Source organism: Azospirillum lipoferum 4B, assembly GCF_000283655.1.
Taxonomy (GTDB): Bacteria; Pseudomonadota; Alphaproteobacteria; order Azospirillales; family Azospirillaceae; genus Azospirillum; species Azospirillum lipoferum_C.
Window position 1 is genome coordinate 518,084 of record NC_016587.1, and the last position, 25,643, is coordinate 543,726.

Below are 25,643 nucleotides of genomic sequence, written 5' to 3' on the forward strand. Positions count from 1 at the left end.
GCGATAAATCCGGGATTGCGGGGGAGGCGGGGCGTGACGACGGCGAAAAGCAAGCGGCGCATCACCCATGTGACGCTCGACGAGCGGAGTGTCGTCCGCCACAAGCCAGAGGTGGAGCATGAGCGCGCCGTCGCCATCTTCGACCTGCTGGAGGACAACGAGTTCTGTCCCTGCGAGTTCGCGGAGGATGGGCCGTACCACCTGCACCTGTCCATCGAGGACAACCGCCTGGTCTTCGACATCCGGCGCGAGGACAACAGCGAACTCGACCGGCTGATGCTTCCGATCACCGGCTTCCGGTCGATCGTCCGCGATTACTTCCTGATCTGCGAGAGCTATTACGCCGCCATCAAGCGGTCGACGCCCTCGCAGATCGAAGCCATCGACATGGGCCGCCGCGGCCTGCACAATGAGGGGTCCGAGATGCTGCGCGAACGGCTGTCCGGCAAGGTGGAGATGGACCTGCAGACCGCGCGCCGGCTGTTCACGCTGATCTGCGTCCTGCACATTCGCGGCTGACGGGCACGGGCGGCGCATGGCCATGGCGGCGATTCCGGTCCTCACCCCCCTGCCGGTGACGAGCGTCCTGTTCGCCTGCACCTACAACATGATCCGTTCGCCGATGGCGGCGGCGATGATGCGCCATTACCACGGCACGCGCGTCTATGTGGATTCGGTCGGCGTCCGCGAGGGCGACGAGGTCGATCCCTTCGCCGTCGCGGTGATGGAGGAGATCGGCATCGACATCTCCAAGCACCGCTGCCGCACCTTCGAGGATCTGGAGGACACCAATTTCGACCTGATCGTCTCGCTGTCGCCGGAGGCCCAGCACCGCGCCATCGAGATGACGCGCACCATGGCCTGCGACGTGGAGTTCTGGAACACCTTCGACCCCACCCTGGTCGACGGCACCCGCGACGCCATGCTGGAAGCCTACCGGCAGGTCCGCGACGGCCTGCTGGCCAAGGTGAAGCAGCGCTTCACGCTGACCCGCGGGCCGACGGTGTAAATTTCCAGCGGTCATTGACGATGACCCCTGGTATCCGTGCCGACCGGCACGGCGGCGGCCCATGCCGCCGAAGCCTTTGATCCTGACAGGTCAGGATCAAAAGCCGCCGGTATAACGGTCGTCAGCCGGCTCGCACCGGCCGCGTCCGCTTCTTTTGCCGCCAGCGCACCACCCCGGTAGCCAGAAGCAGCGCGGGTAGCAGGCCTCCCGCCGCCACCAGGATGCGGCAGCACAGGCCGAAGCATTCGCCGTTGTGCAGCGGATGCTGCCAGCCGAAGAAGGCATCGCCGAAGGTCCAGCGGGTGGGGTCGCGCAGCTCCAGGATCGTGCCGTCGCCGCCATTCACCCAGACGCTGGTCTTCGGAAAGCGCCAGCCCGGCTCGCCGGCCTGGAACAGGCGGATATGATAGGCACCGCCCGCTTGCGCCGGCACCTCGACCCAGCGCGGCTCGGCCTGCGGGAAGCGGGCGAGCGCCGCGGCCAGGGCGGCGTCCGCCCCCACCTCCCGCCCTTCCCTGCCCGAGGCGATGGCGGGCGCTGGGGTCAGCGGCGACAGCCTCTCGACCATCGGCTTCACCCAGTCCGGCTGTTCCATGACCAGCCCGGTGACGATCAGCGGCAGCAGGACGGCGAGACCATAGACGCCTGTCAGCACATGGATGTCGAACACCTGCCGGACGAAGCCCGAGCGGATGCGGGGCAACAGGGCCCGCCCCCTTTTCCCGGCGGCCGGCCACCACAGATAGACCCCGCTGGCCAGGATCAGCAGACTGGCGATGCCGCCCGCCGTCAGCACCATCCGCCCGGTGTCGCCGGCCAGCAGCAGGTAATGCAGATCGTAGGTCCAGGTCATGGCGGTCCGCCCCCAGAAGCGGGAGGACAGCACCTCCCCGCTGTACGGGTTCACCGCCACCATCAGGGGGGCGAAGGACTTGCTCGCCGTCTCCTCCGGCTTCATGTAGCGCGCCATGATCGGATGGTCGGGGCCGTGGGGAAGCTCCAGCCGCCAGCCGCCTGTCCGCTGCGGATGAGCCTCGCGCAGTGCCTGAACCACCAGGTCGAGCGGCACCGGATCCATCCGCCCATCCATTTGCCCGGCCGGTATCACCAGTTCCGGCGTGAGCATGCGGTCGATGTCGACATAGAAGACCAGCAGACTGCCCGTCAGCGCTGTCAGGGCCAGCAGCCCTCCCACCACGAGCCCCAGCGACAGGTGCAGGGTCAGCACGATCCGCCGGATCCGTTGTCTGGCCATGCCGGAACCTCGGCCGGCCGGCCTCGCCGGGACAGTGACGCAATCGCTGTTGGGGTGCATCGGGCGGGTCTCCTGACGGACGTCTGGCGCTGGTTGTGCGGCGCGGGATGATCGGTGCAGTGGGCGAACCATCCCGGAAGACCCGCCGGCCGGCCTTGACGGCCGTCAAATGCCGGCACACGGCCAAACAGACACACGGCATGGTCGGTAACAATTTCGGTATTTTACAACTTTCTGCGCTGCGGCCTGTTCCCATTACCTCCCTCGCAATGCTATTGAGCTGTGTCATCGCAACGCACTGCGTGCCGGCCTAGGCTCGGGTGTGTCGACGCCCGTTCCCGCGGAGAGCCCCTGATCCATGCCCGCCGGTCTGTTGTCCCGCTTCCTCCATGCCTTCAGTCCGCGCAGCCTGCGCGCACGCCTGATGGGCGTCGTGCTGGCTTCGCTGGCCTTGCCGCTGGCGGGCGCACTCTATCTGGCCGACCAGCAGCTCGACGACCGCATCGATGCGGCGCGCGAACTGGCCCTGCACCTCGCCGACGACGGGGTGGAACGCCAGCGCGACCTGATCGGGGAGGCGCGCAACCTGCTCGGCGTGCTGTCGCTGGTTCCGGCGATCCGCAACGCCACGCCGACCGACACCGATGCCTGCGTCGCCACCCTGGCGCCGATGCCGCGCCAGCACCGCTGGACCACCGGCGTCTGGCTGACCGACGCCGACGGCAACATCATCTGCGACACCACCGGCCCCGGATCCGGCATCTCGCTCAGGGAACGCGAGTATTTCCAGCGGGTCCTCGACACGAAGAACTGGGTGGTCAGCGAATTCATCATCGGCAAACGCTCGCTGAAGCCGCTGATCATCGTCGCCGGCCCGATCATGGAGAATGGACGGATCGTCCGCGTGATCGGCGTGGCGGTCGACCTCACCTGGCTGACCGATCTGGTGAAGGTGCTGAAGCAGCCGGACGCCCGCGTCATGGTTCTGGACCGTCACGGCGTGATCGTGGCCCGCCAGCCGGACCCGGAAGGCTGGCTGAACCGCAACGTCTTCCACATGCAGCATGTCCAGCAAATGCTGCGCGAACGCAACGGCGCCTTCGATTCCGAAAGCGCCGACGGCCGCGGCCGGCTGTGGGCCTTCCGCCATTCCGGCGAGACCGACACCGTCTTCGCCGTCGGCATGCCGACCGCCCCGATCGTCGCAGAGGCCCGGCGCGACCTGTGGCAGAGCCTGGGCCTGCTTGCCATCGCAGGGCTGGTCAGCGTCATCGCACTGTGGGTGCTGCTGCGCGCCTCCGTCCTGCGCTGGGTGTGGGAGTTGGGAAGCGCGGCCACCCGCATCGGCGACGGCGGCGGCGGCACCATGATCGAAGCCGACCGCGCCCCGCACGAATTCCGCGTCGTCTCCCACGCCTTCAACAACATGTCGCGTCGCCTGAAGCAGCGCGAACAGGAGCTGCGCTCCGCCATGGAGGAGGCGCGGGCCGGCAGCCGCGCCAAGGAGGAATTCCTCGCCACCATGAGCCACGAGATCCGCACGCCGATGAACGGCGTGATCGGATTCGCGGAAATGCTGCTGGAAACGCCGCTGACGACCGAACAGCGGCGCTACGCCTCGCAGGTGCGCGACGCCGGCCGGTCGCTGCTGACCGTCATCAACGACGTGCTCGACCTGTCGAAGCTGGAGGCCGGGCGGCTCGATCTGGTCAGCGTGCCGTTCCGGCTGGACGATCTGGCCGACCGTTGCGTCGCCATCGTCCGGCTTGCCGCCGAACAGAAGGGGCTGGAGATTCAGACCACGATCTCCGCCACCGCCCGCGGCTTCGTCATGGGCGATCCCGACCGGCTGCGCCAGATCCTGCTGAACCTGCTGGGCAACGCGGTGAAATTCACCGACCGCGGTTCCGTCCGGCTGACGGTGAAGGCGGTGGAGGATGACGGCGGCAGGTCGGGGGGCAGCAGGTCCGGAGGCCGTCCGGGCGGCAGCCGCATCTGCACCTTCACCGTCACCGACACCGGGATCGGCATCGCCGCCGACCGGCAGCGCGACCTGTTCCAGCGCTTCACCCAGCTGGAGCGCGGGCGCGGCGGCACCGGGCTGGGACTCGCCATCTGCCGCCGGCTGGTGGAGCTGATGGGCGGCGAGATCGGCATGGACAGCAAGGTGGGCGCCGGCAGCACCTTCTGGTTCTCGCTGCCGCTGCTGCCCGCCGGCAGTGCCGCGGTCCAGCCCGACAGCGCCACCGTCTCCAGCATCGAGCCGGGCTGCACGGGCGTGCGCATCCTGCTGGCCGAGGATCTGGCGATGAACCGCGATCTGGCCATGACGATGCTGACCAAGGCCGGGCATCATGTCGACGCGGTGGTGGACGGCGCCGCCGCCGTCGCAGCCGTACAGGAACAGACCTACGACATCGTGCTGATGGACGTGCAGATGCCGGTGATGGACGGGCTGGAAGCCACCCGCCGCATCCGCGCCCTGCCCGCTCCTGTCGGCAAGATCCCGATCCTGGCCCTGACCGCCGGCGTGATGCAGGTGGAGGTCGAGCGCTGCCTGCAGGCGGGCATGAACGCGCATCTGGCCAAGCCGCTGGAGAAGTCGAAGCTTCTGGCCGCCATCGGCCGCTGGGCCCGCCCCGATGACGGCCACAATGACAAGCCCGGCGACAGGTCCGGCTTCGTCGGTTCCGATCATGGGCGGGATGGGAGCGGTCCCGATGCCCAACGCCCGCAGTTGATCGCACACAGCTGACGAGTCGGTGTTATAGTGCCTGCACCGTCCCGGCCGCGCTCACGCTCGTGATGCACGGCCGGGCGGGCCTCGACCCCGGCAGGCCCTGCCGGCCCGCAGCGAAGTGTGTGCCATGAAGGTTGCGCAGCCCCCTCTCGCCCCCGTTCCGGAGCGCAAGCCCGACGCCCTTCCGCCCTCGGCCGATGGCGCCGGTGCCGAGCGGTCCTTCCGCGACACGCTGGTCCAGACCTCGCAAGGCCGTTCGGGGAGCAATCCGGTCGGCCGGCTCGCCAACGGCCAGAAGGCGCCGCCCCTGCCATCCGGAAAACCGGCGGCCCCGGTCCTGCTGGAGGATGGCACCCAGGTTCCCCTTCCGGCGGCGAAGCCGGTGACACCCATCCGGCTGGCCGACGGCACCGCCGTACCGGTTCCCGCCGCCAAGCCCGCCGCCCCCATCCTGCTGGCCGACACCGCCCCGGCGCCCGAGGCGGCGGCACCGCGCGCGCCACTTCCGGGACTGAAGCCGGCGCTTCCCGCCCCGGTGCCGAGCTCCGCCAAGGTTGCGGACGCCGTGGAGGCGATGACCTCCGACAACCCGACCGCCGCGCGGGTGCTGGTTGCCTCGCAGCAGGTCGCCGGTCTGTCCGGCCACAGCTTCACCGCCATCCTGGCCCAGGCCACCCAGGAAAGTGGGCTGGATGCCGGTGCCAAGAACAGCCGCAGTTCCGCCGCCGGGCCGTTCCAGTTCCTGGAATCCACCTGGCTCGACCTGTTCCGCCGCCATGGCGCCGCCTATGGGCAGGGCGACCTCGCCTCGCATATCCAGGTCCGCAACGGCGTGTCCAGCGTCAAGGACCCGGCGATCCGCCGCCAGATCCTGGAGCTGCGCCACGATGTCGACCTGTCTGCCGGCATGGCCGCCCGCTATCTGGCCGAGGGGCGCGACGCGCTGGAGAAGCGGCTGGGCCGCCGGGCCAGCGAATCGGAGAGCCGCATGGCCTATGTCCTGGGCTCCGGCGGGGCGGCGAAGCTGATCCGTGCCGCCGAATCGACGCCCGGCGCCGTCGCCGCCGACCTGCTGCCCAGCGCCGCGAAGGCGAATCACAACCTGTTCCACGACCGGTCCAGCGGCCGCGCCCTGAGCGCGGCGGAAACCGTGAGCCGCCTGACGCGGCGCATGGAGATCGACCAGCGCGAGATGTTCGCGGCCATCGGCCAGGCGCTGGAACGGCCGCGCCGCCTGGACGAGGGCAGCGCATCGCCGCTCAACCCCCATCGGTCGGTCTGACCGAAGGGCCAGCGGAACCGGTGCCGCAGGGCCGTCCGGCCCGCAACGCGGGGCTGCCCCGCGCGGCGGGGCTGCGGCCGAACGCATCGACGATGGGAATCCCACTTGACCCGGCGGCTTTGGAAGGTCAGTTATTGCCGCGAAACTTTTAGGACGGACATAAGGGCCTATGGCAAAGGAAGATCTGATCGAGTTTTCCGGGACCGTCGTCGAATTGCTTCCGAACGCGATGTTCCGGGTGAAGCTCGACAACGATCATGAGGTTCTCGCGCACACCTCGGGCAAGATGCGTAAGAACCGGATTCGCGTCCTGGCCGGCGACCGCGTCAATGTTGAAATGACGCCGTACGACCTGACCAAGGGCCGCATCACCTTCCGGTTCAAGTAGCATCCTTGCTGCATCGCGGTTCCCCGTGACGATCCCGTCCAAGGCGCCCCGGCTGGTCCTGGCTTCGGCCTCGCCCCGCCGGCTCGACCTGTTGCGCCAGATCGGCATCGTGCCCGACGCGGTCGACCCCGCCGATCTCGACGAAACGCCGCTGCGCGACGAACTCCCGCCCCAGCACGCCCTGCGTCTGGCGGCGGAGAAGGCGTCGTGCGTCGCCGCGCGCCATCCCGATTCGTGGATTCTCGCCGCCGACACCGTGGTCGCCTGCGGCCGCCGCATCCTGCCCAAGACCGAGCGGGAGGAGGAGGCGCGACGCTGCCTGTCCCTGCTGTCCGGCCGCCGGCACCGGGTGCTGGGCGGCATCGTCCTGCTGGTCCCCGACGCAAGCGGAGAGGGCCACCGCAGGATCGACCGGCTGGTCCGCACCGACGTCACCTTCAAGGTGCTCGACCGGACGGAAACCGACGCCTACATCGCGTCCGGCGAATGGAAGGGCAAGGCCGGCGGCTATGCCATCCAGGGCCGGGCAGGTGCGCTGGTGCGCTGGATCGGCGGTTCCTACAGCAATGTCGTCGGGCTGTCGCTCCACGAGGTCGCCGGCATGCTGCACGGCGCCGGCTTCCCTCCCCCCGCCCCTCCTGAACGATGAACAGGCTTGAGCTGCTGGTCGACCGCGACGGTCCGCTGACGCGGGCGGCGGTGCTGGCCGACGGCCGCCTGACCGACCTGCACATCGACCATGCCGACCACCCGTCGCTGCTGGGCGCCATCGTCCTCGGCCGGGTGGAGCGGATCGCCACCGGACTGAACGGCGCCTTCATCGAGTTGGGAGGCGGCCTGTCCGGCCTGCTGCCGGCCGCCGACGTGCGCCGCCCCATCCTCGACGACGACTCCTCCCCATCACGCTCCCAACCCCGTCCGGGATCGAAGCCGGCCGCCATCGGCGCGCTGCTGCGCGCCGGCCAGCCGGTGGTGCTGCAGGTGAAGGCCGACGCCGCGGGGGCCAAGGGGCCGTCGCTGACGATGGACGTCACCCTGCCCGGCCGCTTCCTGGTGCATGCGCCGCTCGGCCGCGACATCGCGGTGTCGAAGCGCCTGGGTTCCGGCCCGGAACGCGCGGCGCTCGCCCGCCGGATCGAGGGGCTGGTCACCGGCGCCGGCTGGATCGTCCGCGCCGGGGCGGCCCAGGTATCCGACGAGTTGCTGGCGGCCGAATCGGAGGCGCTGCACCTGCAGTGGCGCACCATCCGCGACGACGCCCGCGCCGGCTCCGCACCGCGCCTGCTGCACCCGGGCCCCGACGCCCCCACCCGCGCCCTGATCGAGCAGGGAGCCGCGGCACCCGACACCATCATCGTCGACGACCCGGCCCCGGCCGGCGGCATCGCCGTCGGCGAGGGTCCACTGCTGTCGGGCCTGCGCAATTGGTGCGACCGCCACGCCCCCGACCTGCTGCCCCGCTTGACCGCCCACAGGGCTCCACAACGACTGTTCGACCTGCGCGACCTCGACAGCGCCATCGCCGACCTGCTCGACACACGGGTGCCGTTGCCGCTCGGCGGTTCGCTGGTGATCGAGCGGACGGAGGCGCTGACGGTGGTGGACGTCAATGCCGGGGAGCGCGGCAACCCGGTGGACGTCAACATCGACGCCGCGGCGGAGATCGCCCGCCAGCTTCGCCTGCGCAATGTCGGCGGCATCGTGGTGGTGGATTTCGTCAACATGCGCGGCCGCGGCGACGCCGAGCGCGTGCTGGCCGCCTTGTCGCATGCGGTGGAAAGCGACCCGGTGCAGACCCAAGTTTATGGCATGTCGAAGCTGGGCCTGGTCGAACTGACCCGCGCCCGCCGCGGCACGCCGCTGGCAGCCCTGCTGCGGCCCTAGACGATTACAGAAGACGCTTACAGAAGACGATTGCAGAAGTCGGTTACGGAGACCTTCCCTTGTCCGATCCCCAATTCCCCGGCGCCGGGCAGCGCGCCCATTCCCATGCGCAGTCCCACGCAGGTGCCAAGGCGGGAGCCGGCACCCAATGCCCGATCTGCGGCCGCCCGACCGAACCGGCCACCCGCCCCTTCTGTTCCAAGCGCTGTGCCGACATCGACCTGTCGCGCTGGCTGGGCGAAGGCTACCGCATTCCGGGCCCGGACTCCCCGGCTCCGACCCGGGATTCTGACCCTGACGAGGGGCCGTAAGGGGATCGAAATTTTTTGTGAATTTTTCTCTGGACAGCCTGTCCGAACCTCTCTAAAAAGCGCCCCACACGACGCGCCGCACCGACCGAAACGGTCACCCACCAAGCGGCGCCGAGATGCCCAGGTAGCTCAGTTGGTAGAGCAGGGGACTGAAAATCCCCGTGTCGGCGGTTCGACTCCGTCCCTGGGCACCATTCTCTTCAAGCACTTAGAGAGTGGTGTCAGATCGGTCCACCAAAGCCGGTAAGCAGACGGTAAGCAGCAGACATCTTACCGATCCAAGGTCCGGGACCGATCCCAGCATCATGCAAGATCAGCTTACCAAACCCGAAAGATGGTTTGACGTGCCCCGACCAACCGTCTGATCTGTCCCCATCAAATTCCTTAAATAAATTCCAAGCAACCCAGTGTTGCCACAAAATAACTTGCAAATCGTATTCGCTTTTTCAGCCCTTAAAACAGTTCCTTCACTGCTTCTGCAACGCTCGTTTTTCCAATAACCTGAGCAACAGAAACAGAAGTTTTACGAAGTCGAATGGCTGCGTCCAGCCCTTTGGGACCACGGACTTCAAAAACCGGCATCGATGACGACACTTCGAAGAGTTTCCCTTTGAACGAAACCCCTGAACTTTTGAGAGCAGCACCAAACTTGGACAAATGCACCCAGCCACCGCTGTCGGGGGTGCAGCGCCGAAACGCATCGACGAACCGGGCCTCCTTGGCCGCGGCTCCGTGCAGCGGCGCTGACGGAGCAGACGAATGAGAGGGAAGCGCGGCCAACGGATTTGAGGTGACCGCGACGACGGCCGGGGGAGCGGCCAGCAAACAGGTGTCCGCAAACTGTGCCAGCCGCCGCCCATAGGATTCGCCGATGGCGGGAATGATGACATGAACCGCGACACCGGAATCCCGCAGGGCTCTGACTGTGGCTGTGAAGCCGTCGTCGCCGGTCACAAGGACGAAGCCGTCGACGGTGCCAGCCTCCCGAATGCGTCCGGCATCGAATGCCAGAAGAAAGTCCGCAGCGTTCTTCCCGCGCGCTTCGGTCCCGGCATCGACCAGCTGGACTCCGTCAATGGCGCCCCATCCCCCCTTATCGCCGCAGGCATAGGCACGGGCGAACCATGAACAGCCAAGCCGGGGAAGCAGCCTCTGAACCACCGGCCAGATCGAAACCGGAACATTTTCAGCGTCGATCAACACGGCAAGACGCGTGGGATCGCCACTCACCGAACTGGACTCGTCGGTGGGTGTGCGTCCAACACAACACATCGTGAAATCCGAGTTGGCTGCAATGGACGCGGTCTCCCGTCCCTGTCGGTCTCAAGAGGATGACGGCAAGGATAGCGGGGCTGACGATGGCCGCAAGCTTGCCGTGATCCTGCGGCCTCTCGCCCCATCCGGCAATCGGCAACACCCGCACGGCTTCGGTGTCGAACGGGAAGTCTGGCCCCCGGAAGCGGGTGAGACACCGCGCAAGAGCGAGAGGTTGGCCGGTTCGCCGTGACGGGTGAAGGGCTGCGGGAGAGGCTCGAGGCGGCCCGTCGCGGAGATCCGCGATGTCATACCGCATCCAGAAATTTCTGACTCGGGTTGTGTCGCAGGGGATTGAGGCTGCGGCTTTGGTGTGATTCGCTGTCCGCTCTATTCAGCGGGGGAGCGGGAATGCCAGCGATAGCGATCCGACAGGACATCTCGGTCTGCGAGTTGCGCCGGCAGGCCCGATTGGAGGAGGACGGGCGGGTGGCGGCGCGTCTTCTGGCGATCGCCGCCGTGCTGGACGGTCACAGCCGGGCCCACGCCGCGCGCTTGGGCGGGATGGACCGGCAGACCTTGCGCGATTGGGTGCATCGTTTCAACGCCGAGGGCGTGTCCGGCCTGCGCGACCGTTCGCGTAGCGGCCGGCCCCGCCTGCTGGCCGATGAACTGCGCCCGGAGCTGGCGACGCTGATCGCCGCAGGTCCCGACCTGGAGCGCGACGGCGTGGTCGAGTATCGGCTGACCCACATCCAAGACTTGGCCAAGCGCCACTTCGGTGCCGACTACAGCCGGGGCGGCATGCACAACGTGCTCCAGCAGATGGGGCTGTCCTGGCAGACCCCGCGCCCGATCCACCCCAAGACCGATCCCGCGGCCCAGGAGGCATTTAAAAAAACTTCCCCGACCAACTCGCCGCCATCGCCAAGCGCCACCCCGGCAAGCGGCTGGAGGTCTGGTTCCAGGATGAAGCCCGGGTCGGTCAGAAGGGGACCCTGACCCGGCTGTGGGCGCCGCGCGCCATCCGGGTGCGTGCCGTGCGCGATCATCGCTTCAAGTCGGCCTACATCTTCGGCGCCGTGTGCCCGCAGCGCGACACCGGCGTCGCCTTGGTGATGACGCGCGTCAGCACCGAGGCGATGACGCTGATGCTCGCCGAGATCAGCCAAGCCGTGCCGCACGAGGGGCACGCCGTCGTTCTGCTGGACGGAGCCGGCTGGCACATCGCCAATGAGTTGGAGGTGCCGGCCAACCTGACCTTGCTGCCGCTGCCGCCCTACAGCCCCGAACTCAATGCCATCGAGCGCCTCTGGCAGGTGATGCGGGAAACCGTCCTCTCGCACCGCCTGTTCACCGACACAAAGCACATTATCGACGCCTGTGGCCGCGCCTGGAACTCCCTCATCAACAAGCCAGGCCGCATTCAATCAACCTGTGGTTATCCGTGGGCCACACAGGTCAAAACTTCATGAACTTGGTATCAGACCGGACAACAACCGCAGCCGACCGATCACCGCCCCGCCGCCGGCACCACGGCGCCGAGGCCGGCCACCAAAAACGAGGAGCGCCGACACCGAAGCCAATCCATAGCCCATCAATCCATCTGGGGATTTTTCGACCGACCGTTCTGGGAAACTTCTGGGTCCATCCGCATTCCCGATGCAGATCGAAGCGAGGATGAGCACATAGAGGGAACGATTTTCCTCCAGAGCCCCGGTTTCCTTGTCCAAATCACTGCTTTCGTTGCTCCCAACCGGCCTTGTCGTCGATCAGGTTTCCGTCGACGCTGATCGGGTGGCGATCACGGCCCACATGCGGGCCACAAGGGCGGCCTGTCCGCTGTGCCATTGCCCCTCCGCACGCGTCCACAGTCGGTACTCCCGACATCTGGGCGACCTGCCGTGGCAGGGCCGGGTTGGCGACCTCCACCTGCAGGTTCGCCGCTTCCGGTGTGCGGTGGCGGACTGTCCCCGCCGCATCTTCGCCGAGCCGCTGCCCACGGTGGCGGCCCCTCGGGTCCGGCGCACCCGGCGGCTTGCCGAGGCGCAGCGCGCCATTGCACTGAGTGCCGGCGGAAATCCCGGCGCCCGGCTGTCCACACGGCTCGCCATGCCGGTCAGTGGCGACACGCTGCTGCGCCTGATCCGCGCGGTGCCCGTGGTGCCGGCCCCACCGCCTCAAATCGTCGGGATCGATGACTGGGCTTGGCGCCGGGGTAAGCGCTACGGCACCATCATCGTCGATCTCGAACGCAACCGCCCCATCGACCTCCTGCCCGACCGTCAGGCCGACACCGTTGCCGCATGGCTGAAAGCCCATCCTGGTGTCGAGATCGTCGCCCGTGACCGTGCTGGCGCCTACGCCGATGGCGTCCGTCAGGGCGCGCCCTCCGCTACCCAGGTCGCGGATCGCTGGCACCTCCTGCACAATGTGACCGACACCTTGCGGGAGGTCCTCACCGGCCATCACCGCGACCTCCGAGCCGCCGCCAAGCTGGCTGTCGCTCCGCTGGGCAAAACCGAGCAGGACCCGCACCTGCTGCTGTCGGATGAGGTTTCCAGTCCACCGACCCGGCGAGAGCAGCGGAGCGCTGCCCTTCATGCCGCCCGCCATGCCCGCCATGACGAGGTCGTCGCGCTGAAAACCCGCGGGTGGTCGCAAACGCGTATCGCTGAAACGCTCCACCTCGATCGCAAAACGGTGCGGGTGTGGCTGCGGTCCGGGCAGCCGCCGGCATGGCGTCAGCCGGCCAAGGGGAGCCGGCTTGATCCGTTCCTCGATCACCTGCAGCAGCGCTGGGATGACGGCTGCCACAACGCCGCTCAGCTCTGCCGGGAGATCAAATCCCTCGGCTTTACCGGTCAGCGGACACTGGTTCGGGACTGGGCACGGCCTCTGCGACAGGCCGTAGGAAGTGCAGCATCCATGGCATTGGCATCATGGCCGGCACCGTCGCGCCGACGGGCAGCATGGCTGGTGATTGCCGACGAGCATGAGGTCGACCCGACCGAACAGGCCTTCGTCTCGGCCCTGATCGCCCGATCGCCGGAACTGGCACGGACCATCACCGTGGCCCGTGCCTTTCGGGCGATGGTCCGGGGACAACGAGCCGGAGAGTTGGACAACTGGCTGTTGACGGCGGACGGCACCCCCTTGGCGGGCTTTGCCAATGGTTTGAAGAGCGACCTTGCCGCTGTACGGGCGGCTCTGTCGCTGCCGTGGAGCACCGGGCCGGTGGAGGGGCAGATCAGCAGGCTGAAGACGATCAAGCGCATGATGAACGGCCGCGGCGGCTTCGATTTGCTGCGTCATCGCGTGCTTGAGGCTGCCTGAATGCACAAGCCTAGGCTGCTACCCTGCACCGGGAATGCGGATGGGCCAAACTTCATTCGGCCTTTACACTGCCTGACGAACAATGCCGCCGAACGAGCGTTGCGCGGCATCGCTCTGGGCAGACGGGCATGGCTATTCTGCGGCTCGGATCGCGGCGGGCAACGCGCTGCCGCCATGTACAGCTTGATCGTGAGCGCCAAGATGAACGACATCGATCCCCAGGCGTGGCTGGCCGACGTCCTGGCCCGCATCAACGATCTGCCGCAGACCAAGCTGCACGAGTTGCTGCCCTGGGAATGGAAGCGGCTGCACGAGACGACCACGGCGACCTGAGGAACCATGGCCAGAACCCGCAACCTCGTGACCATCGAGCGCGTCGCCGAGATCCTCGGCGAGGACGTCGAATGGCTGATCGACATCGCCATCGAGCTGGAGCCGGAGGACGGTTGCCTGACCGTGTTCGGCCCAGCCGAGCAGTGCTTCTATGCCTTCACCGAGGATGGCGTCGAGAACCTCAAGGAACTGATCCAAATCCACCGAACGGGCCACTGACCGCTTCGATTTGCATCCGCGTCACTCACCGGATGCGTACTTCGGATTCTCTGTTGAACGGGGTATACCAAGGTGAGGCGCCCGATCGACGCCGATCGGAACCCCACCTCCGCAGAGTTTTTCTCAACTATTTCATGTGGTTGTGGTGGGGGCGATTTGGGGTCCTGGTTGGGCGCTGGTTCACAATCAGTTCACTTCCAGTAAACCGCGTCTGCTTCAACGGAGAAATTCAGCGTGGAAATCCTCCAGCCACAGAGAGTCAGGTCAGTCGCGCCTGTATTATAGGATCGGAACCGGAATATCCGAGGACTTGGGGGCCGGGATCCGTCAGGCACATGATAAAGCACCTGACGGATCAATATATTGTATTTACGCTAATATTTTAGTGTGTTTTATTCTATTCTCCGATCTTTTCGATAACATACCCCTTAATCAGTGCGTTTAAGGCATCCTTTGAGAAGAATATTGTCTTATTATTCTTTCTATATTCCATCTCGTCACATATCGCTCGCATGATTTCGAGGCCGGCGATCAACTGGTTTGCCGTGTATATATTTGTCCTGATATTATTAATATTCTGCTCAATTTTATCGCGATAAGCAGAGTTACCGATGCCTCTCAGGTCGACATCGAACAGGTGATCCGGATCGGTGGTTGCTTTCTTGTAGAGTTTATCAAAATCAGAAGCGTAGATTCGCTGATGGTAGGGGTTGAAGTCGGTCTGGCTGGGAAGCGAGCCGTCCGGGCGCACCAGCGTGGATGTGGCGAATACGATGCCGCCGGCCAGATAAATGCGATTTAAATTCTGCAAGCCGGGCCGCCTCGAAATGGCATCGCGAATCTGCGGTACCAGATAGGACTCCTTCAGCCTTGCCGCCGTTTCAACGAAGCTCCTGTCACCACGCTCCTCATCGATCTTTTTGGCGAAAGTCTTGACCCCGAATGGAAGCTCGATGGTCGCAATGTCCTCGATCGGCCCACGCTGATCCGAATGGGCAATCTTGACGTTGCCACTGCCAATATCAATAGAGACCACGAACGGGCGGCGCTCTTTGTAGATCACCGTTCCATTAAAGATAAGCTTTGCTTCTGTAATCGGAGATATTACATCTATATTCATTTTGGTTTTCATTAGAATTGCGTATTCAATCTGCGGCTTGTGCTTTAGATTTCCGACACCGCTGCTCGCATAAATGTAAATCTTATCAGAAGGTACCTTGAACTGGCTGTTAAGGTCCAGGATCATCTGACTGACTGCGTTGGCAACATCTTCCGTCGCAGATTCATTGATTGCCGAGACGTTTCGGGGCGGGATCGACCCGAGATCCTCAAGGCCGCTGTTGCCGTCAGCGCTCCGGATAAATTGCCAAGCTGCGGCCTTGATACCGGACGACCCGACCTCGATGGCGCCAACAAGCTCCGGCTGGTTTGCAGCATAGGTTGGGTGCAACGTCATGCCGATGAAAATGGCGGTGACGGAAAGATAGATCGCGAATAAGCTGGATGGTCCTTTTCGTAAAGTCAACATCATACAACCTCCTTCTGAAGAGAAAGTTAATAAACAAATCTATATACAATTTTCCCACCATCCTAAATCGGGCATTCTTTATTATTCTCATATTTCTGAGTTAGATCTCTTCGAGCCAGATCAGCTTGCTTGTCTCCTTTCAAGGCCGCGGCGGTGTAGCAACTATAAGATGCATAGCCATTACTGATCCCAATTTGATCTATTCCGCTGCTTTCATCCTCGCGGGGATCGTACAATTTGCCGAGCCATCTCAGTGCCAGAACGTTTCCACGTTTGGCCGCTGCTCTGAATAAAATCAGCGCTGTTTGAGGAGTTTTTGCCCCATAGCATGTAATCCCCATCCCCAAGAGCTTATCAGGATTTCCTTCCTTTAAAAGGGTATCGATCTCCTTGCACGGTGAAAGTTTTTCCGGCGGCTCAGGCTGAGGCTTCGGCTCAGGCGGTGGCGACGGCGGCTTCGGCTCAGGAGGAGAGGTGTCGTGCTTAAACAGTAACAATATCGAACCCCACCAATCCTGGATGCTGTCTGTATTGTTCTGTTTGGCCACATAAGCGGTGAGGCTTAGGATAAGGACTACTGTAGGAATCACGATCCACGTTCCGAATCTGGCCGTTTTCTTCTCAAACAGTGCGGCACGCCACTGATCGACGTTCTGGGGACGGTCTTTGGTCCGCAAATTAAGCGCCCAGTCGATCGCCCTCAGGAAGCTTTTCCGATAGCCGCGCCGAGCGGCTTTTACCGCGGGGGGCAGCGGATCGGCGCCATCTTCTTGGACCCCGTGTAGGCGATCATGGGCGGAAACCGGAGCGCGCCCAGTCACCGCAAGATACAGTACAGCTCCCAGACCATAAATATCGGTGGCCGGGGCGCGTACCCCCTGTGTGGTATACACCTCGGGCGGGCTATAGCCATCCGTGCAGGTTTGCGCACTTGATGCGCCCTCCGCGGCCTCTTGATTGGCGAGATCGTCTCGTACCGATCCGAAGTCGATCAGCACCATGGTGCCGTTTGGCCTCACCAGGATGTTGCGTGCTGAAATGTCACGGTGCAGCAACCCCATCCGGTGCATTTCCGCCAAACCGTCCAAGGCCGTGCCAAACAGTCGCAGCAGCTCGGCTTCGTCTGGACGGTTTTGCAGATTGTCCAGATAACTCTCAAAAGTAATCCCCTCCTCGAACCGCATCACCATGTAAGCGGTGCCATTCTCCTCGAAATAGGCATACACGCGCACGATGCTCGGATGATCGAAGCGGGCCAGGAACTGCGCTTCCTTGATGAAGCGCTTACGGAACTTGTCGAAAAGGTTGCTGTCGCTTCGGGACAGCGCCGTCACTCCCACGGACTGCATGCGGGCAGCGAGGCCCTGAGGCATGAATTCCTTAATTGCGAACCGCTTATCCAAATTCTGGTCATAGGCGAGATATGTTATACCAAACCCGCCGCGTCCCAGCGTCTGTAAGATCCGGTATTCCCGCAACCGTGTCCCTGGCGGAAGCTCGATCGATTCGCTCATCCCCGTATCCTCAGAATGCTCTCATTGCTCTTTCTCGAGGAATGATATCCTTCATGATGATTCCTGAAGCGTAGATCTGTCATGGTTGCTGCGCTCCGAACCGATTCGGCCCCGGTGTGCCACGCTGAAAGCCACACGCCATCAACAGCAGAGGTAAACCGAAAACCGGAATGGCGCTCAATAAAGCCCACCAGCCGGATCGATCGATGTCATGGAATCTCTTTGAGAAAATGGCAACACTGGTCCAGATCAGAACAAAGAACTGAACCAGGAAAATTATCTCCTTATCATTTTCACTAATATGATTGATGTCTGCCATTATGTTAGACAATAAAAACGCCACAATATAAAATAACGTATATATCCATACATACCTCCTCGGCAATCGGCCCTGAAAATTGAATACAGCAGAAAATATATTTAATCGCGATCCGCTTTTTTCTTCTATATTCTTGACACTTTTATTGAGATATTTTGATCCAAGCCGTACCCTCCACTCATCTATGCTCTGAGGGCGATCCTTGGATTTCAAGCTCAAGGCCCAATCGATGGCAGATAGGAATTCGACACTATAGCCGTTGATCCGCTGCTGCTGGAGCGGTACGAGAATGTCGGGATCGTTATTTGCGATTGCATTGGTCCGGTCCGGCGCCGGTGGTGGCGGTACGCCAACGGCAACCCGGTAAATGACCGCTGCCAGGCTGTAGATATCGGTTGACCGGATGCGCCGGCCCCGAATCGTATAAATTTCGGGCGGGCTATAGCCGTCTAGATAGGTTTGGGCAGACCGCGCAAAATTATTGTTGCCAATCGGGACGTCCATGGCTTGGCGCAGAGAGCCGAAATCGATCAGGACGGCGTCGCCGTTCCTGCGGACGATGATGTTGTTGGTAGAAATATCCCGATGCAGCAATCCAACCTGATGCATCGCGGACAATCCATCCAAGATGCTCAGAAAAATTGTCCTGATTCCACTTTCGGTAAGCCGGCCGCCTTGGCGAATCAAATGGCGTTCCAAGGTCTCCCCGTCCTCGAACTGCATGACGGTATAGGTGGTTCCATTCGCCTCAAAGTTGGACAGGACGCGGACGATGTTGGGATGATTGAAGCCTGCAAGCCCGCGGGCCTCCCGCATGAAATGGTCGCGATACCTATCGAACAGTTCCTGCTTCGAAGGCATGGATGGAACCACATCGGAACCATTGATCCGGACGGCGAGGTCCTGGGGCATGAACTCCTTGATGGCGACCAGCGTGTTCAGTCGGGTATCGCGGCAACGATAGGTGATCCCGAACCCGCCTTGGCCGAGCACATCCTCGATCCGGTAGTCCCGCAGCCAGGTTCCGATAGGAAGGGCGTCCCGGCTCGCGCCGGAATTGGACGACCTCGTGCCTTCCTCATAGGACACGGTCAGCTTGGTCTCGCCGAATTCCAAGACTGTTCCGTGGGGCACGACGATGGGAACAAAAGGCTCCAGGAAGCCGTGATGCTGAATATAGACACCGTTCACGGCATTGAGGTCCTCTACCGTCAGTTCATTTCCGGAAACGACGAAACGCGCGTGCTGGCGCGACACCGTATCGTCATCGATCACGATGCTGGAGAGAGAATTGTCACGTCCCAGAGTAACGGAGCCACCGTTACTCTGCAAAAGCGACTCTTCAAGGATGATCTCGATCGGCCGCCCCGATCCGTCCGCCCCCGACAGGGAAAAAATCCCTTGATAGCCCGGCGTCCTTTGTTCATCCCCGCTCATGGCGAATGCTCTCCTCGACCGTCCCATGTCCCATCAGATCCGTAGAACCTTTAATCGAGTCTCTCCCAACTCGATTTCAGCGCCGGCAGAAAGTGGCTTTGGTACCAATGGATCGATGGGCCTCCCGCCATCGATAGAAACTTTATTGGTGGATTTGAGGTCCTCGATATGAAGAATTCCGTTCACGATCGTAAATCGGGCATGCTGTCCCGATACCGTGTCGTCGTTGATCACTTTCTCAGCGACCTGTTCATTGCTTCCCACGATCAGTCCATTTGAGCTTTCTTTTAAGAGCGCCTCATCAATGACGAAGTGCACAGGTTGCCCGTTGCCGTCCGTTCCCCTGATCTGCCAGCGTGGTGAGGGATCGTCGTTTCCCCGCTGATCCTTCCTGGGCGGACAAGTGCCTGATGGACGAGGTTGTCTCCGCATCCACTGACTGTATGTTTCTGTTATTAGTTGTGGCCGGCGGACAAAGGCGATGGTCGCGGCGGCCAACGCTGCGGTGGACAATACGGTGACCAGCCAAATGACGATACTGTTGGGTGCCGCCGCCGGCACACAGGAAGACGACTGCGCTTCGAAGGAGAGGTTTGATCTCTTCAGTAAGTCCGCCAAACTTCCGGCATGGGAGGCAAAGTATATTCCGTTTGGTTGAAGAAAAGTTCCATCTGGCAAACGCTCAGGTCTTGGCAACGCGGTATTGATACCGACGACCCTCCCGCAGTCGTCGAGCAATGGACCACCACTGTTGCCCCGATTGATGTTGGCGGTGTGTTGCACCAGACGCAGGGTTGATCCCGATGATGTATCCCAGCGCCCTGTCTCCACCCGACTTATGATCCCCTCCGTAAGCGTTGGATTCGACAAACCGCTTCCGCCAATCCCTGTATCTCCTGCTACCGGGAAGCCGAAAGCATGGACCCGTGCACCCTTCTCCGGTTCTTCCATGGCCAAAGGTAGTGGGTGGAGAAGAGTATTGTTAAGGCGCAGTAGCGCCAGATCAAGCTCCAGATCCAGCGCAATCAGTTCTGTTGATAAGAGATCAACACGATCTTGGGTACTTCCCTGTTGAACGAACATTTTTACATGGCATTTTTCTTTGGAGTTGCAACCAACCACATGGCGATTGGTTGCGATATATCCGCCATTGCTGACAACGAATCCTGTACCGAATGCTTTTTGTTGATTATCAGAATAGCGCACCAAGCGGACAACGCTTTGTTCGACCGATTTAACGTCGAACGCACGCACCGCCCCAGAAACCAATGCGCAGGTGCAGAACGCCGCCGCCGCAAAAGCGCCACACACTCTGAAAGTCCGATTAATTTTGAGCTCAGTCATTATCTTGTTCCCTGCGCCTCAGGCGTAGTGTTAGCTCCAGGAACCGATGGCACTTCTCTCTGTCCGGTGCCGGTCGTCTGAGCCCCCGAAGTTGGAGGGACACCGGATTGTGAGACTGCCGTATTATTATTATTGCCTTGCCTCGCAGCCGGCGCCCCGTGATCCGCCTGATTGGCGGGCGGCTCATTCGTTATGATCAACTTGCCAAGCAAAAAGCCTCCGATGAAGCCGATCAGCAGCGCCACGATGATTGCAAGAGTCACGTGCAGCGTGTGCTTCTGAACAGCGATCTTGGTCGCATGGGGCAATCCGGGCAGGACGACTCTGAGCGGACCCGTCAGTTGATCTTCCCGCTGGCTGGGCCAGCGCACGACGATGGCGGTGACATTGTCCGCTGCCGTCCCACCGCGAACCACCGCCTCGTCCACCCAGCGCTGAAGAGACCGATCAAGCCCCTTTTCCCAAAGCACGCCGGCCATTTCCTTTGGCGTCACCCATTCCCAGAAGCCATCGGAGCACAGGATGAAGCCGTCCCCCGGCCCCATCATTGCCGAGCCGAAGGTTGGATTGGGCGCCTCGTCACCACCGAGAGACCGATTCAGACGGTTGCGATCCAGATGATGAAGCATGTCTTCTTCATTGATTTCCTCCAAGTCGAACAGCATCTGGACGACGGAATGATCACGGGTCCGGTGAAGCAACTGCTGATCGTGGAAGTGATAGAGGCGGCTGTCGCCGATATGGCACCAATCCGCCTGTGTGCCGCGAATGAGGAGAAGAACAACGGTCGAGCGCGGGCTTATGCCGCTTTCCTGGCCAAGTCGCAGAATGTCTTTCTGCGCTTTAGCGCAGATGGAAAGGAAGAAGGATCTTGCATCCTCCGGAACCCCTTCCGACCATTGTGTCTGTGCAGCCTCGACAATGATCCGCGAGGCGAGTTGCCCCCCCTCGTGCCCGCCCATGCCGTCGGCAAGAACGGCGAGCAACGCCGACGCCTGCTGGTCGTGAAAAATGGCATGGGCATCCTGCTGAATCGAACGGCTGCCCTGATGACTGCATTTTGCCGAGTGAAGCATCATGGCTTCGCAGCTTCGCTTTTCTGCACACCAGCCGGGGGAATCACGGCGGATGGCGTCGATTGCGCGGAATAAGTCAATCCCCCGGTCAACAGGATGGCGGCGACGAGGCCTGCGGAACAGAGGAAGACAAGCGAGAGGAACAGGGCCGTCATCCTCATGATCGCGGTCACGCGGTCTTTCAGGCGCCTGTTGGACGCCGCCGGCGCTTCAAGCGACCGAAGGGGCGGCACTACCGGCATTTCCAGAAGAATCGGCATTGAATCCGGGCGATCGGCGGCAAGGACGATGACCGTCGTGTTGTCCTGCCCTTCCAACTGAAGGGCGTCGACCGAGTTGAGAATCTGCTGGACCAACCGCCCTGCGGGCTGCGGGCCTCCCTCCAGCAGGACGGAAAGCTCGTGGCTGGAAAGACTGAGGAGACCATCGCTTGCGAGGATCAGGCGGTCGTCTTCCTGGATAGGGTCACCGCGGTGAGGGCCATCGACCAACGGTATCGGATCGCCGGTTAACGCCGAGGTGATCGTATGACGGTCAGAATGTGCCAGCGCCTCTTCTACGGAAATCTCCCCACGTTCCGCGGCCCGGTCCAACTCGGGAGCCAGCGAGTGGTCTTCATTGAGCCGACATAAATGGCCGTTTCTCGACCGCAGCAGCAGGGAGTCGCCGACGCTGATCCAGGTTACCATGGTCGAACGGGCTGCCACGGCAATCAGCGTGCATCCCATCCCCTCCTTCAGCGGGTCCACGGTACGGTCCAGGGCGAGCGCGTCATTGGCGGCCGCGAGGGCGATGACGAGGCGTTCGTCATCGCTTCCGGTCTGCTGCTGGAAAGCCGAAGCGAACACGCTCACCGCCCGCCGGCTTGCATGATCGCCGGCAGCCGCGCCACCCACACCGTCCGCCAGTACGGCCAGCACCCCATGCAAGCCGGTGTGCGGGTCTTCCATCGGAACCAGCTGGAAACTGTCTTCCTGACGCCGACGGGCACCTTGAATCTGCCCGCCGGCGTGCTGGATGACCAAGTTCATCGGTCTTGCCAGTCGAAATCAGGTCCGCAGAATGGGACGAACCGGAGCACCGTCTTGCTGCCGAGACCGATGAATTCACCGCCATGCAATTCGACGGGGGTCAGAACGGGTTGATCACCAACATAGGTCAGGTTGGCCCCTTCACCATGCCGCAGGTAGAATTTGCGGCCACGAGGATCGTAGGTCAGTTGAGCGTGCTGCTGCCGGGAAATCTCGTTGTCGCCCAGATCCAGTCTGACTCGCTGGCCTTCGGCCCGGCCGATGCTGTTCATGCCGTACCCCAGCGGGCGCGACGTGCCGCGTCCGGGTCCTTCAACAATGACCAGCCATCCCACCACCGGCTCGTCCGGTGCGGTCTGGCGTGCGGGCGATACCGCTGGCCCGTCGCCAGAAGGAGGATCGCTGCGGTTGGGGTTGAAGAAGCCTGTTGCTCCGCCAGCCGCCTTGTTTCCCACGGGGGACGTCTCGGCTCGTTTCGAAGCGGGGGTGGGGCGTGGCGCCTGCGCCCCCGGGGCCTCAGGCTTGTCAGGTTCTTCGCGATTGATGATTCGGGTAGTCAAGTATCGTCTCCGTAAAGCTGAAGAATCAACGAGAGCTGGAAATATTCAGGTCGACATCTCGCCCTTCGCCTCCTGGTTCAGAACCAAGCGCATGCGGACCTCGCCCAATTCGATGACGTCGCCCGACGACAAAGTTCGCTGTTTGATTTCCTGATTGTTGACCAGGGTGCTGTTGCTGGAATTGAGGTCGGTGATCATGAAGCCGCCATCTCGCTGCCAATGCAGCGCCGCGTGGTAGGTTGACACGGTGTCGTTGGTGAAGGTGATGTCGTTCTCCGCCCCCCGCCCGAGCCGGATGGCTTGGGCGCGCAACGGGATGCGCCGTCCTTCGGCGTCGAGAAACTCGAGCCAGCCGACGATCGCGGCCGGATTCTCATCCCTTGTGTTCTTCCCGTTCGTTTTGAGATGGCCTGAGGCGAACCATGCCAGCGCGCCAGCGAGAAGGACGAAGACGGCGGCCAGCGTCCAGGACAACAGCGGGTTATCGAGAAGCCAAGCTTCCGCGGCGGCCCACCCGGACAGTGGTGCCGGTTGCGGCGTCAGCTGCGGCAACGGAGGCTGCTGGGGTTGCGATTGAGCTTGCTGCGGCGGATGCGACGGGGGGGCATCCGGTAGAATCACATCGACCGCCTGAACCATCGGAGTCGGGGCATCGGTCGTCAGAGCGATCTTCAACGAATGGGGGCCGTGGAAATCGGCCGTATCGATCGATATCTGGCCACCGTTGTCGAGGTAATCGAAAAAATTGTTGACGATGTCGTCGGGCAGCTTCTTGGAGCTGATCTTGGCCTCCCGATAGGGGCCATGCGTTTCGCGAGCCAGACGATAGAGGTTTTGCAGGGGCGGCTTTTCACCTTCCTTCTCGGCATAGGCGAGGCCGAAAATGATGACGTCAGCCTTCCGCGCGGCGACTATGGCGTCCTCCAACTTATAGGCGGTGTCCTTCAGATTGCCGTCGGAGAGTACGATCAGCGCTTTGCGGCCCGCCGGGGCTTTTTCGAGCATTGCCACGCCGTCCAGCACGGCCCGGATCAATTCACTGGCCTGGCCGTTGGGTTGGAGTTTCGCTGCCCCGTCGAGAAGGACCTCCTTTTTCGCGCCGACAGGGGCCAGGATCTTCAACCCGCTCGCGAAGCTGGCGATGCCGATGTCGTGATGAGATTTGGCTTTCTCGATCAGGCTTTTTATCAGGGCGCGCTGGTTGTCGATGGTCGCCTTGCGCTCGCTGGAATTTCTTGAATCCACCAGAAAAAGGATCGTGGAGCGCAGGTTGGACGCATAGGGAAAGGGCGTGATCGCCGAAACGACCAGCTTTGATCCGGATATATCGGCATTCAGCGCGGTGACCGCTTTCGGTTCCCACAGCCGGACATCGCATTTCACGGAATTGCTTTTTGCTGAACACCGCAAGTCGACGTCGTTCTGCTGTGCCAAGGCGGGAGCTCCGGCAGCGATGGCAATCAACAGCATCACAGCAATTTCAGCGATCGCAATTCTACGCAGAAAACTCAGCCAGATCATGTGGGCACATTCCTTTGGATGAATAACTGTGTATTCAAACTATCTTTGATCGATCATGACTCATCGAACATCGACGTTCAAGAGTTGAGGCGTGCAAAAAAACATCAGAAGAATCGTAGGAACGCCAAAAATCTTTCTTTAGTGGTGTTATTTTAAATCTAACAACTATTAGGATAGAATTGCAACGATAACCTATTGGGAATGATGGAATTAAAATTGAGTCCTGGCATAAAATTACATAAATGAGCGACATATCCGCCTTCAAGCAATACAAATCATGACTTATTGTAAAGATCAGAAGATCCTCTTTTGCCATATTTATCAAGTATACTTGCGGCACCGAATAGGCATAGAGCACGCTTTCACCACCGTGTCTGGCACGGCACCGCCGGAAGATTTCGGTGGATAGCGAGAGACTCTCAATGCATTGCATTATTTGGTGTGCCGGGGCAGCCCGCGCCCCGGCAGGTCAAACGTATCCGCGCCAACCGGCGCGGACCCGTCGTACGTCCCCCATAACCCCAGCCATTATTTTCTCAGGACGACCTGTACACGCCGGTTGCGGGGATCGAACTCGCTGACGCCAGGAAGCGGTTGCCGCGATCCGTACCCCTCGACGGCGATCCTCGTCGGATCAATGCTGTAAGCGGCGACGATCTGGTTGCGTACCTCTATCGCCCGCTGGAGCGACAACGGGTCGTTGATCGCATCGCTTCCCGATCGGTCGGCATGGCCGCTGAGCGTGATGGCCAGCGCCGGCTGGAGGCGAAGGGCTCCCCCGATGACATTGACCGTCTCTCTGGCTGCATTGTTGAGAGCTGCCGAATTCGTGGAAAAATTGATCAGGTAGGCGACCGCAACCTTTCCCGATTCCGCTTTCCCCGCCCCGATCTTCGGCGACGGCAGAGACGGTGAAGGCAAAGACGGCGACGGCTGCGGTGCTGTCGGCGATGGCTTCGATGCCGGCCGGAATTCAACCGAATAGGGAATCGTGCCGCTGACCGCCGTGTCGGAAATGTCCGGTTCGCCCACCGGAGCGGAAAACATCTGCGTCCGGCCCACGAGATCGGGAGATCGCGCCTGGGTGCCGGGGGTCGAGGCCGGCGCCTCCAGGAGCTGAAGGAACTCTTCGGATGACAGCCGTCCGGTGACGACATAAACGACATCCGGCCCCGGATTATCCTGCGCGGCGATGCCGGGAACGCTCGTTAGGGTGCAGAGCGTGAGAAGAAAGCCGGCCAGGGCACGTCTGATGTCGGTGGGTTCACGATGATCCGACCAAGTCATGGCACTCTTCTCCCC

22 protein-coding genes, 1 tRNA gene and 2 pseudogenes are annotated in these 25,643 nt (G+C 62.3%); 14 read left to right on the forward strand and 11 right to left on the reverse strand.

Features of this window, described 5'->3' with window-relative positions:
* Window positions 1-33: 33 nt before the first annotated feature.
* Both AZOLI_RS26610 and AZOLI_RS26615 read left to right on the forward strand, forming a co-directional pair.
* Window positions 34-519: a UPF0262 family protein gene (locus tag AZOLI_RS26610; protein ID WP_014189755.1), complete on the forward strand. Its 486-nt coding sequence runs from the start codon at window positions 34-36 to the stop codon at window positions 517-519.
* 16 nt (window positions 520-535) lie between these two features.
* Window positions 536-1,009 carry a low molecular weight phosphatase family protein gene (locus AZOLI_RS26615; protein WP_014189756.1) on the forward strand — a complete coding sequence of 158 codons (474 nt, stop codon included), beginning with the start codon at window positions 536-538 and terminating at the stop codon, window positions 1,007-1,009.
* 121 nt (window positions 1,010-1,130) lie between these two features.
* On the opposite strand, the gene AZOLI_RS26620 is transcribed toward AZOLI_RS26615, so the two are convergent.
* On the reverse strand, window positions 1,131-2,264 hold the full coding sequence (locus AZOLI_RS26620; protein ID WP_014189757.1) for a PepSY-associated TM helix domain-containing protein: 1,134 nt from the start codon (window positions 2,262-2,264) through the stop codon (window positions 1,131-1,133).
* Window positions 2,265-2,622: 358 nt separating this feature from the next.
* Between AZOLI_RS26620 and AZOLI_RS30555 the strand changes: the two genes are divergently transcribed.
* The 7 genes from AZOLI_RS30555 to AZOLI_RS26655 all read left to right on the forward strand — a co-directional run bounded on the left by AZOLI_RS30555 (window position 2,623) and on the right by AZOLI_RS26655 (window position 9,063).
* Entirely contained in the window at window positions 2,623-5,019 is a 2,397-nt protein-coding gene (locus tag AZOLI_RS30555) for a hybrid sensor histidine kinase/response regulator (protein WP_014189759.1), read from the forward strand.
* 112 nt (window positions 5,020-5,131) lie between these two features.
* Window positions 5,132-6,286 (forward strand): lytic transglycosylase domain-containing protein, encoded by a 1,155-nt coding sequence (locus AZOLI_RS26630; protein ID WP_014189760.1) that lies wholly within the window; start codon window positions 5,132-5,134, stop codon window positions 6,284-6,286.
* A gap of 169 nt (window positions 6,287-6,455) precedes the next feature.
* Complete coding sequence (gene infA, locus AZOLI_RS26635) at window positions 6,456-6,674, forward strand: translation initiation factor IF-1 (RefSeq protein ID WP_012977999.1); 219 nt, start codon at window positions 6,456-6,458, stop codon at window positions 6,672-6,674.
* Between the two features lie 25 nt (window positions 6,675-6,699).
* On the forward strand, window positions 6,700-7,323 hold the full coding sequence (locus tag AZOLI_RS26640) for a Maf family protein (protein WP_014189761.1): 624 nt from the start codon (window positions 6,700-6,702) through the stop codon (window positions 7,321-7,323).
* Window positions 7,320-8,558 (forward strand): ribonuclease E/G, encoded by a 1,239-nt coding sequence (locus tag AZOLI_RS26645; protein ID WP_014189762.1) that lies wholly within the window; start codon window positions 7,320-7,322, stop codon window positions 8,556-8,558. Before AZOLI_RS26640 ends, AZOLI_RS26645 begins: the two co-directional genes overlap by 4 nt.
* A gap of 59 nt (window positions 8,559-8,617) precedes the next feature.
* Window positions 8,618-8,869: a DNA gyrase inhibitor YacG gene (locus AZOLI_RS33860; protein WP_014189763.1), complete on the forward strand. Its 252-nt coding sequence runs from the start codon at window positions 8,618-8,620 to the stop codon at window positions 8,867-8,869.
* Window positions 8,870-8,987: 118 nt separating this feature from the next.
* Window positions 8,988-9,063 (forward strand) — tRNA-Phe (locus AZOLI_RS26655).
* A gap of 259 nt (window positions 9,064-9,322) precedes the next feature.
* On the opposite strand, the gene AZOLI_RS31835 is transcribed toward AZOLI_RS26655, so the two are convergent.
* Window positions 9,323-10,099 (reverse strand): NYN domain-containing protein, encoded by a 777-nt coding sequence (locus AZOLI_RS31835; RefSeq protein ID WP_162488442.1) that lies wholly within the window; start codon window positions 10,097-10,099, stop codon window positions 9,323-9,325.
* Between the two features lie 435 nt (window positions 10,100-10,534).
* Between AZOLI_RS31835 and AZOLI_RS31840 the strand changes: the two genes are divergently transcribed.
* The 5 genes and pseudogenes from AZOLI_RS31840 (at window position 10,535) to AZOLI_RS26685 (ending at window position 14,011) form a co-directional block, all read left to right on the forward strand.
* Window positions 10,535-11,598 (forward strand): IS630-like element ISAli2 family transposase gene (locus tag AZOLI_RS31840; RefSeq protein ID WP_076611714.1). Its coding sequence is split into 2 segments (ribosomal slippage): window positions 10,535-11,018 and window positions 11,018-11,598, totalling 1,065 coding nucleotides; the frame shifts between segments, so codons are not numbered across the junction.
* 13 nt (window positions 11,599-11,611) lie between these two features.
* Window positions 11,612-11,716, forward strand: a pseudogene (locus AZOLI_RS33865) (AAA family ATPase); the annotation flags it as partial.
* A 132-nt stretch (window positions 11,717-11,848) separates the two neighbouring features.
* The gene (locus AZOLI_RS26675) at window positions 11,849-13,459 is read left to right on the forward strand and encodes an ISL3 family transposase (protein WP_162487961.1); all 1,611 of its coding nucleotides are present in this window, start codon (window positions 11,849-11,851) and stop codon (window positions 13,457-13,459) included.
* A gap of 69 nt (window positions 13,460-13,528) precedes the next feature.
* Window positions 13,529-13,792: pseudogene (locus tag AZOLI_RS26680) on the forward strand (transposase domain-containing protein); the annotation flags it as partial.
* A gap of 6 nt (window positions 13,793-13,798) precedes the next feature.
* Window positions 13,799-14,011 carry a hypothetical protein gene (locus AZOLI_RS26685; protein ID WP_014189768.1) on the forward strand — a complete coding sequence of 71 codons (213 nt, stop codon included), beginning with the start codon at window positions 13,799-13,801 and terminating at the stop codon, window positions 14,009-14,011.
* 397 nt (window positions 14,012-14,408) lie between these two features.
* On the opposite strand, the gene AZOLI_RS26690 is transcribed toward AZOLI_RS26685, so the two are convergent.
* The 9 genes from AZOLI_RS26690 to AZOLI_RS30575 all read right to left on the reverse strand — a co-directional run bounded on the left by AZOLI_RS26690 (window position 14,409) and on the right by AZOLI_RS30575 (window position 25,628).
* Complete coding sequence (locus tag AZOLI_RS26690) at window positions 14,409-15,542, reverse strand: hypothetical protein (RefSeq protein WP_014189769.1); 1,134 nt, start codon at window positions 15,540-15,542, stop codon at window positions 14,409-14,411.
* A 59-nt stretch (window positions 15,543-15,601) separates the two neighbouring features.
* Window positions 15,602-17,053 (reverse strand): serine/threonine protein kinase, encoded by a 1,452-nt coding sequence (locus AZOLI_RS31845; RefSeq protein ID WP_014189770.1) that lies wholly within the window; start codon window positions 17,051-17,053, stop codon window positions 15,602-15,604.
* Window positions 17,054-17,132: 79 nt separating this feature from the next.
* The gene (locus AZOLI_RS30560) at window positions 17,133-18,809 is read right to left on the reverse strand and encodes a protein kinase domain-containing protein (RefSeq protein ID WP_048816576.1); all 1,677 of its coding nucleotides are present in this window, start codon (window positions 18,807-18,809) and stop codon (window positions 17,133-17,135) included.
* Between the two features lie 33 nt (window positions 18,810-18,842).
* On the reverse strand, window positions 18,843-20,153 hold the full coding sequence (locus AZOLI_RS31850; RefSeq protein WP_014189772.1) for a trypsin-like peptidase domain-containing protein: 1,311 nt from the start codon (window positions 20,151-20,153) through the stop codon (window positions 18,843-18,845).
* Window positions 20,153-21,232, reverse strand: a complete 1,080-nt coding sequence (locus AZOLI_RS30565) for a PP2C family protein-serine/threonine phosphatase (protein ID WP_014189773.1) — start codon at window positions 21,230-21,232, stop codon at window positions 20,153-20,155. Before AZOLI_RS30565 ends, AZOLI_RS31850 begins: the two co-directional genes overlap by 1 nt.
* Window positions 21,229-22,260 (reverse strand): PP2C family protein-serine/threonine phosphatase, encoded by a 1,032-nt coding sequence (locus AZOLI_RS26710; protein WP_014189774.1) that lies wholly within the window; start codon window positions 22,258-22,260, stop codon window positions 21,229-21,231. Before AZOLI_RS26710 ends, AZOLI_RS30565 begins: the two co-directional genes overlap by 4 nt.
* Complete coding sequence (locus AZOLI_RS33440) at window positions 22,257-22,715, reverse strand: FHA domain-containing protein (protein WP_244442657.1); 459 nt, start codon at window positions 22,713-22,715, stop codon at window positions 22,257-22,259. The genes AZOLI_RS26710 and AZOLI_RS33440 overlap by 4 nt, the downstream gene beginning before the upstream one ends.
* A gap of 150 nt (window positions 22,716-22,865) precedes the next feature.
* Window positions 22,866-24,341 (reverse strand): FHA domain-containing protein, encoded by a 1,476-nt coding sequence (locus tag AZOLI_RS30570; protein WP_162488444.1) that lies wholly within the window; start codon window positions 24,339-24,341, stop codon window positions 22,866-22,868.
* Window positions 24,342-24,869: 528 nt separating this feature from the next.
* Window positions 24,870-25,628 (reverse strand): OmpA family protein, encoded by a 759-nt coding sequence (locus AZOLI_RS30575; RefSeq protein WP_014189778.1) that lies wholly within the window; start codon window positions 25,626-25,628, stop codon window positions 24,870-24,872.
* Between the last annotated feature and the right edge of the window lie 15 nt (window positions 25,629-25,643).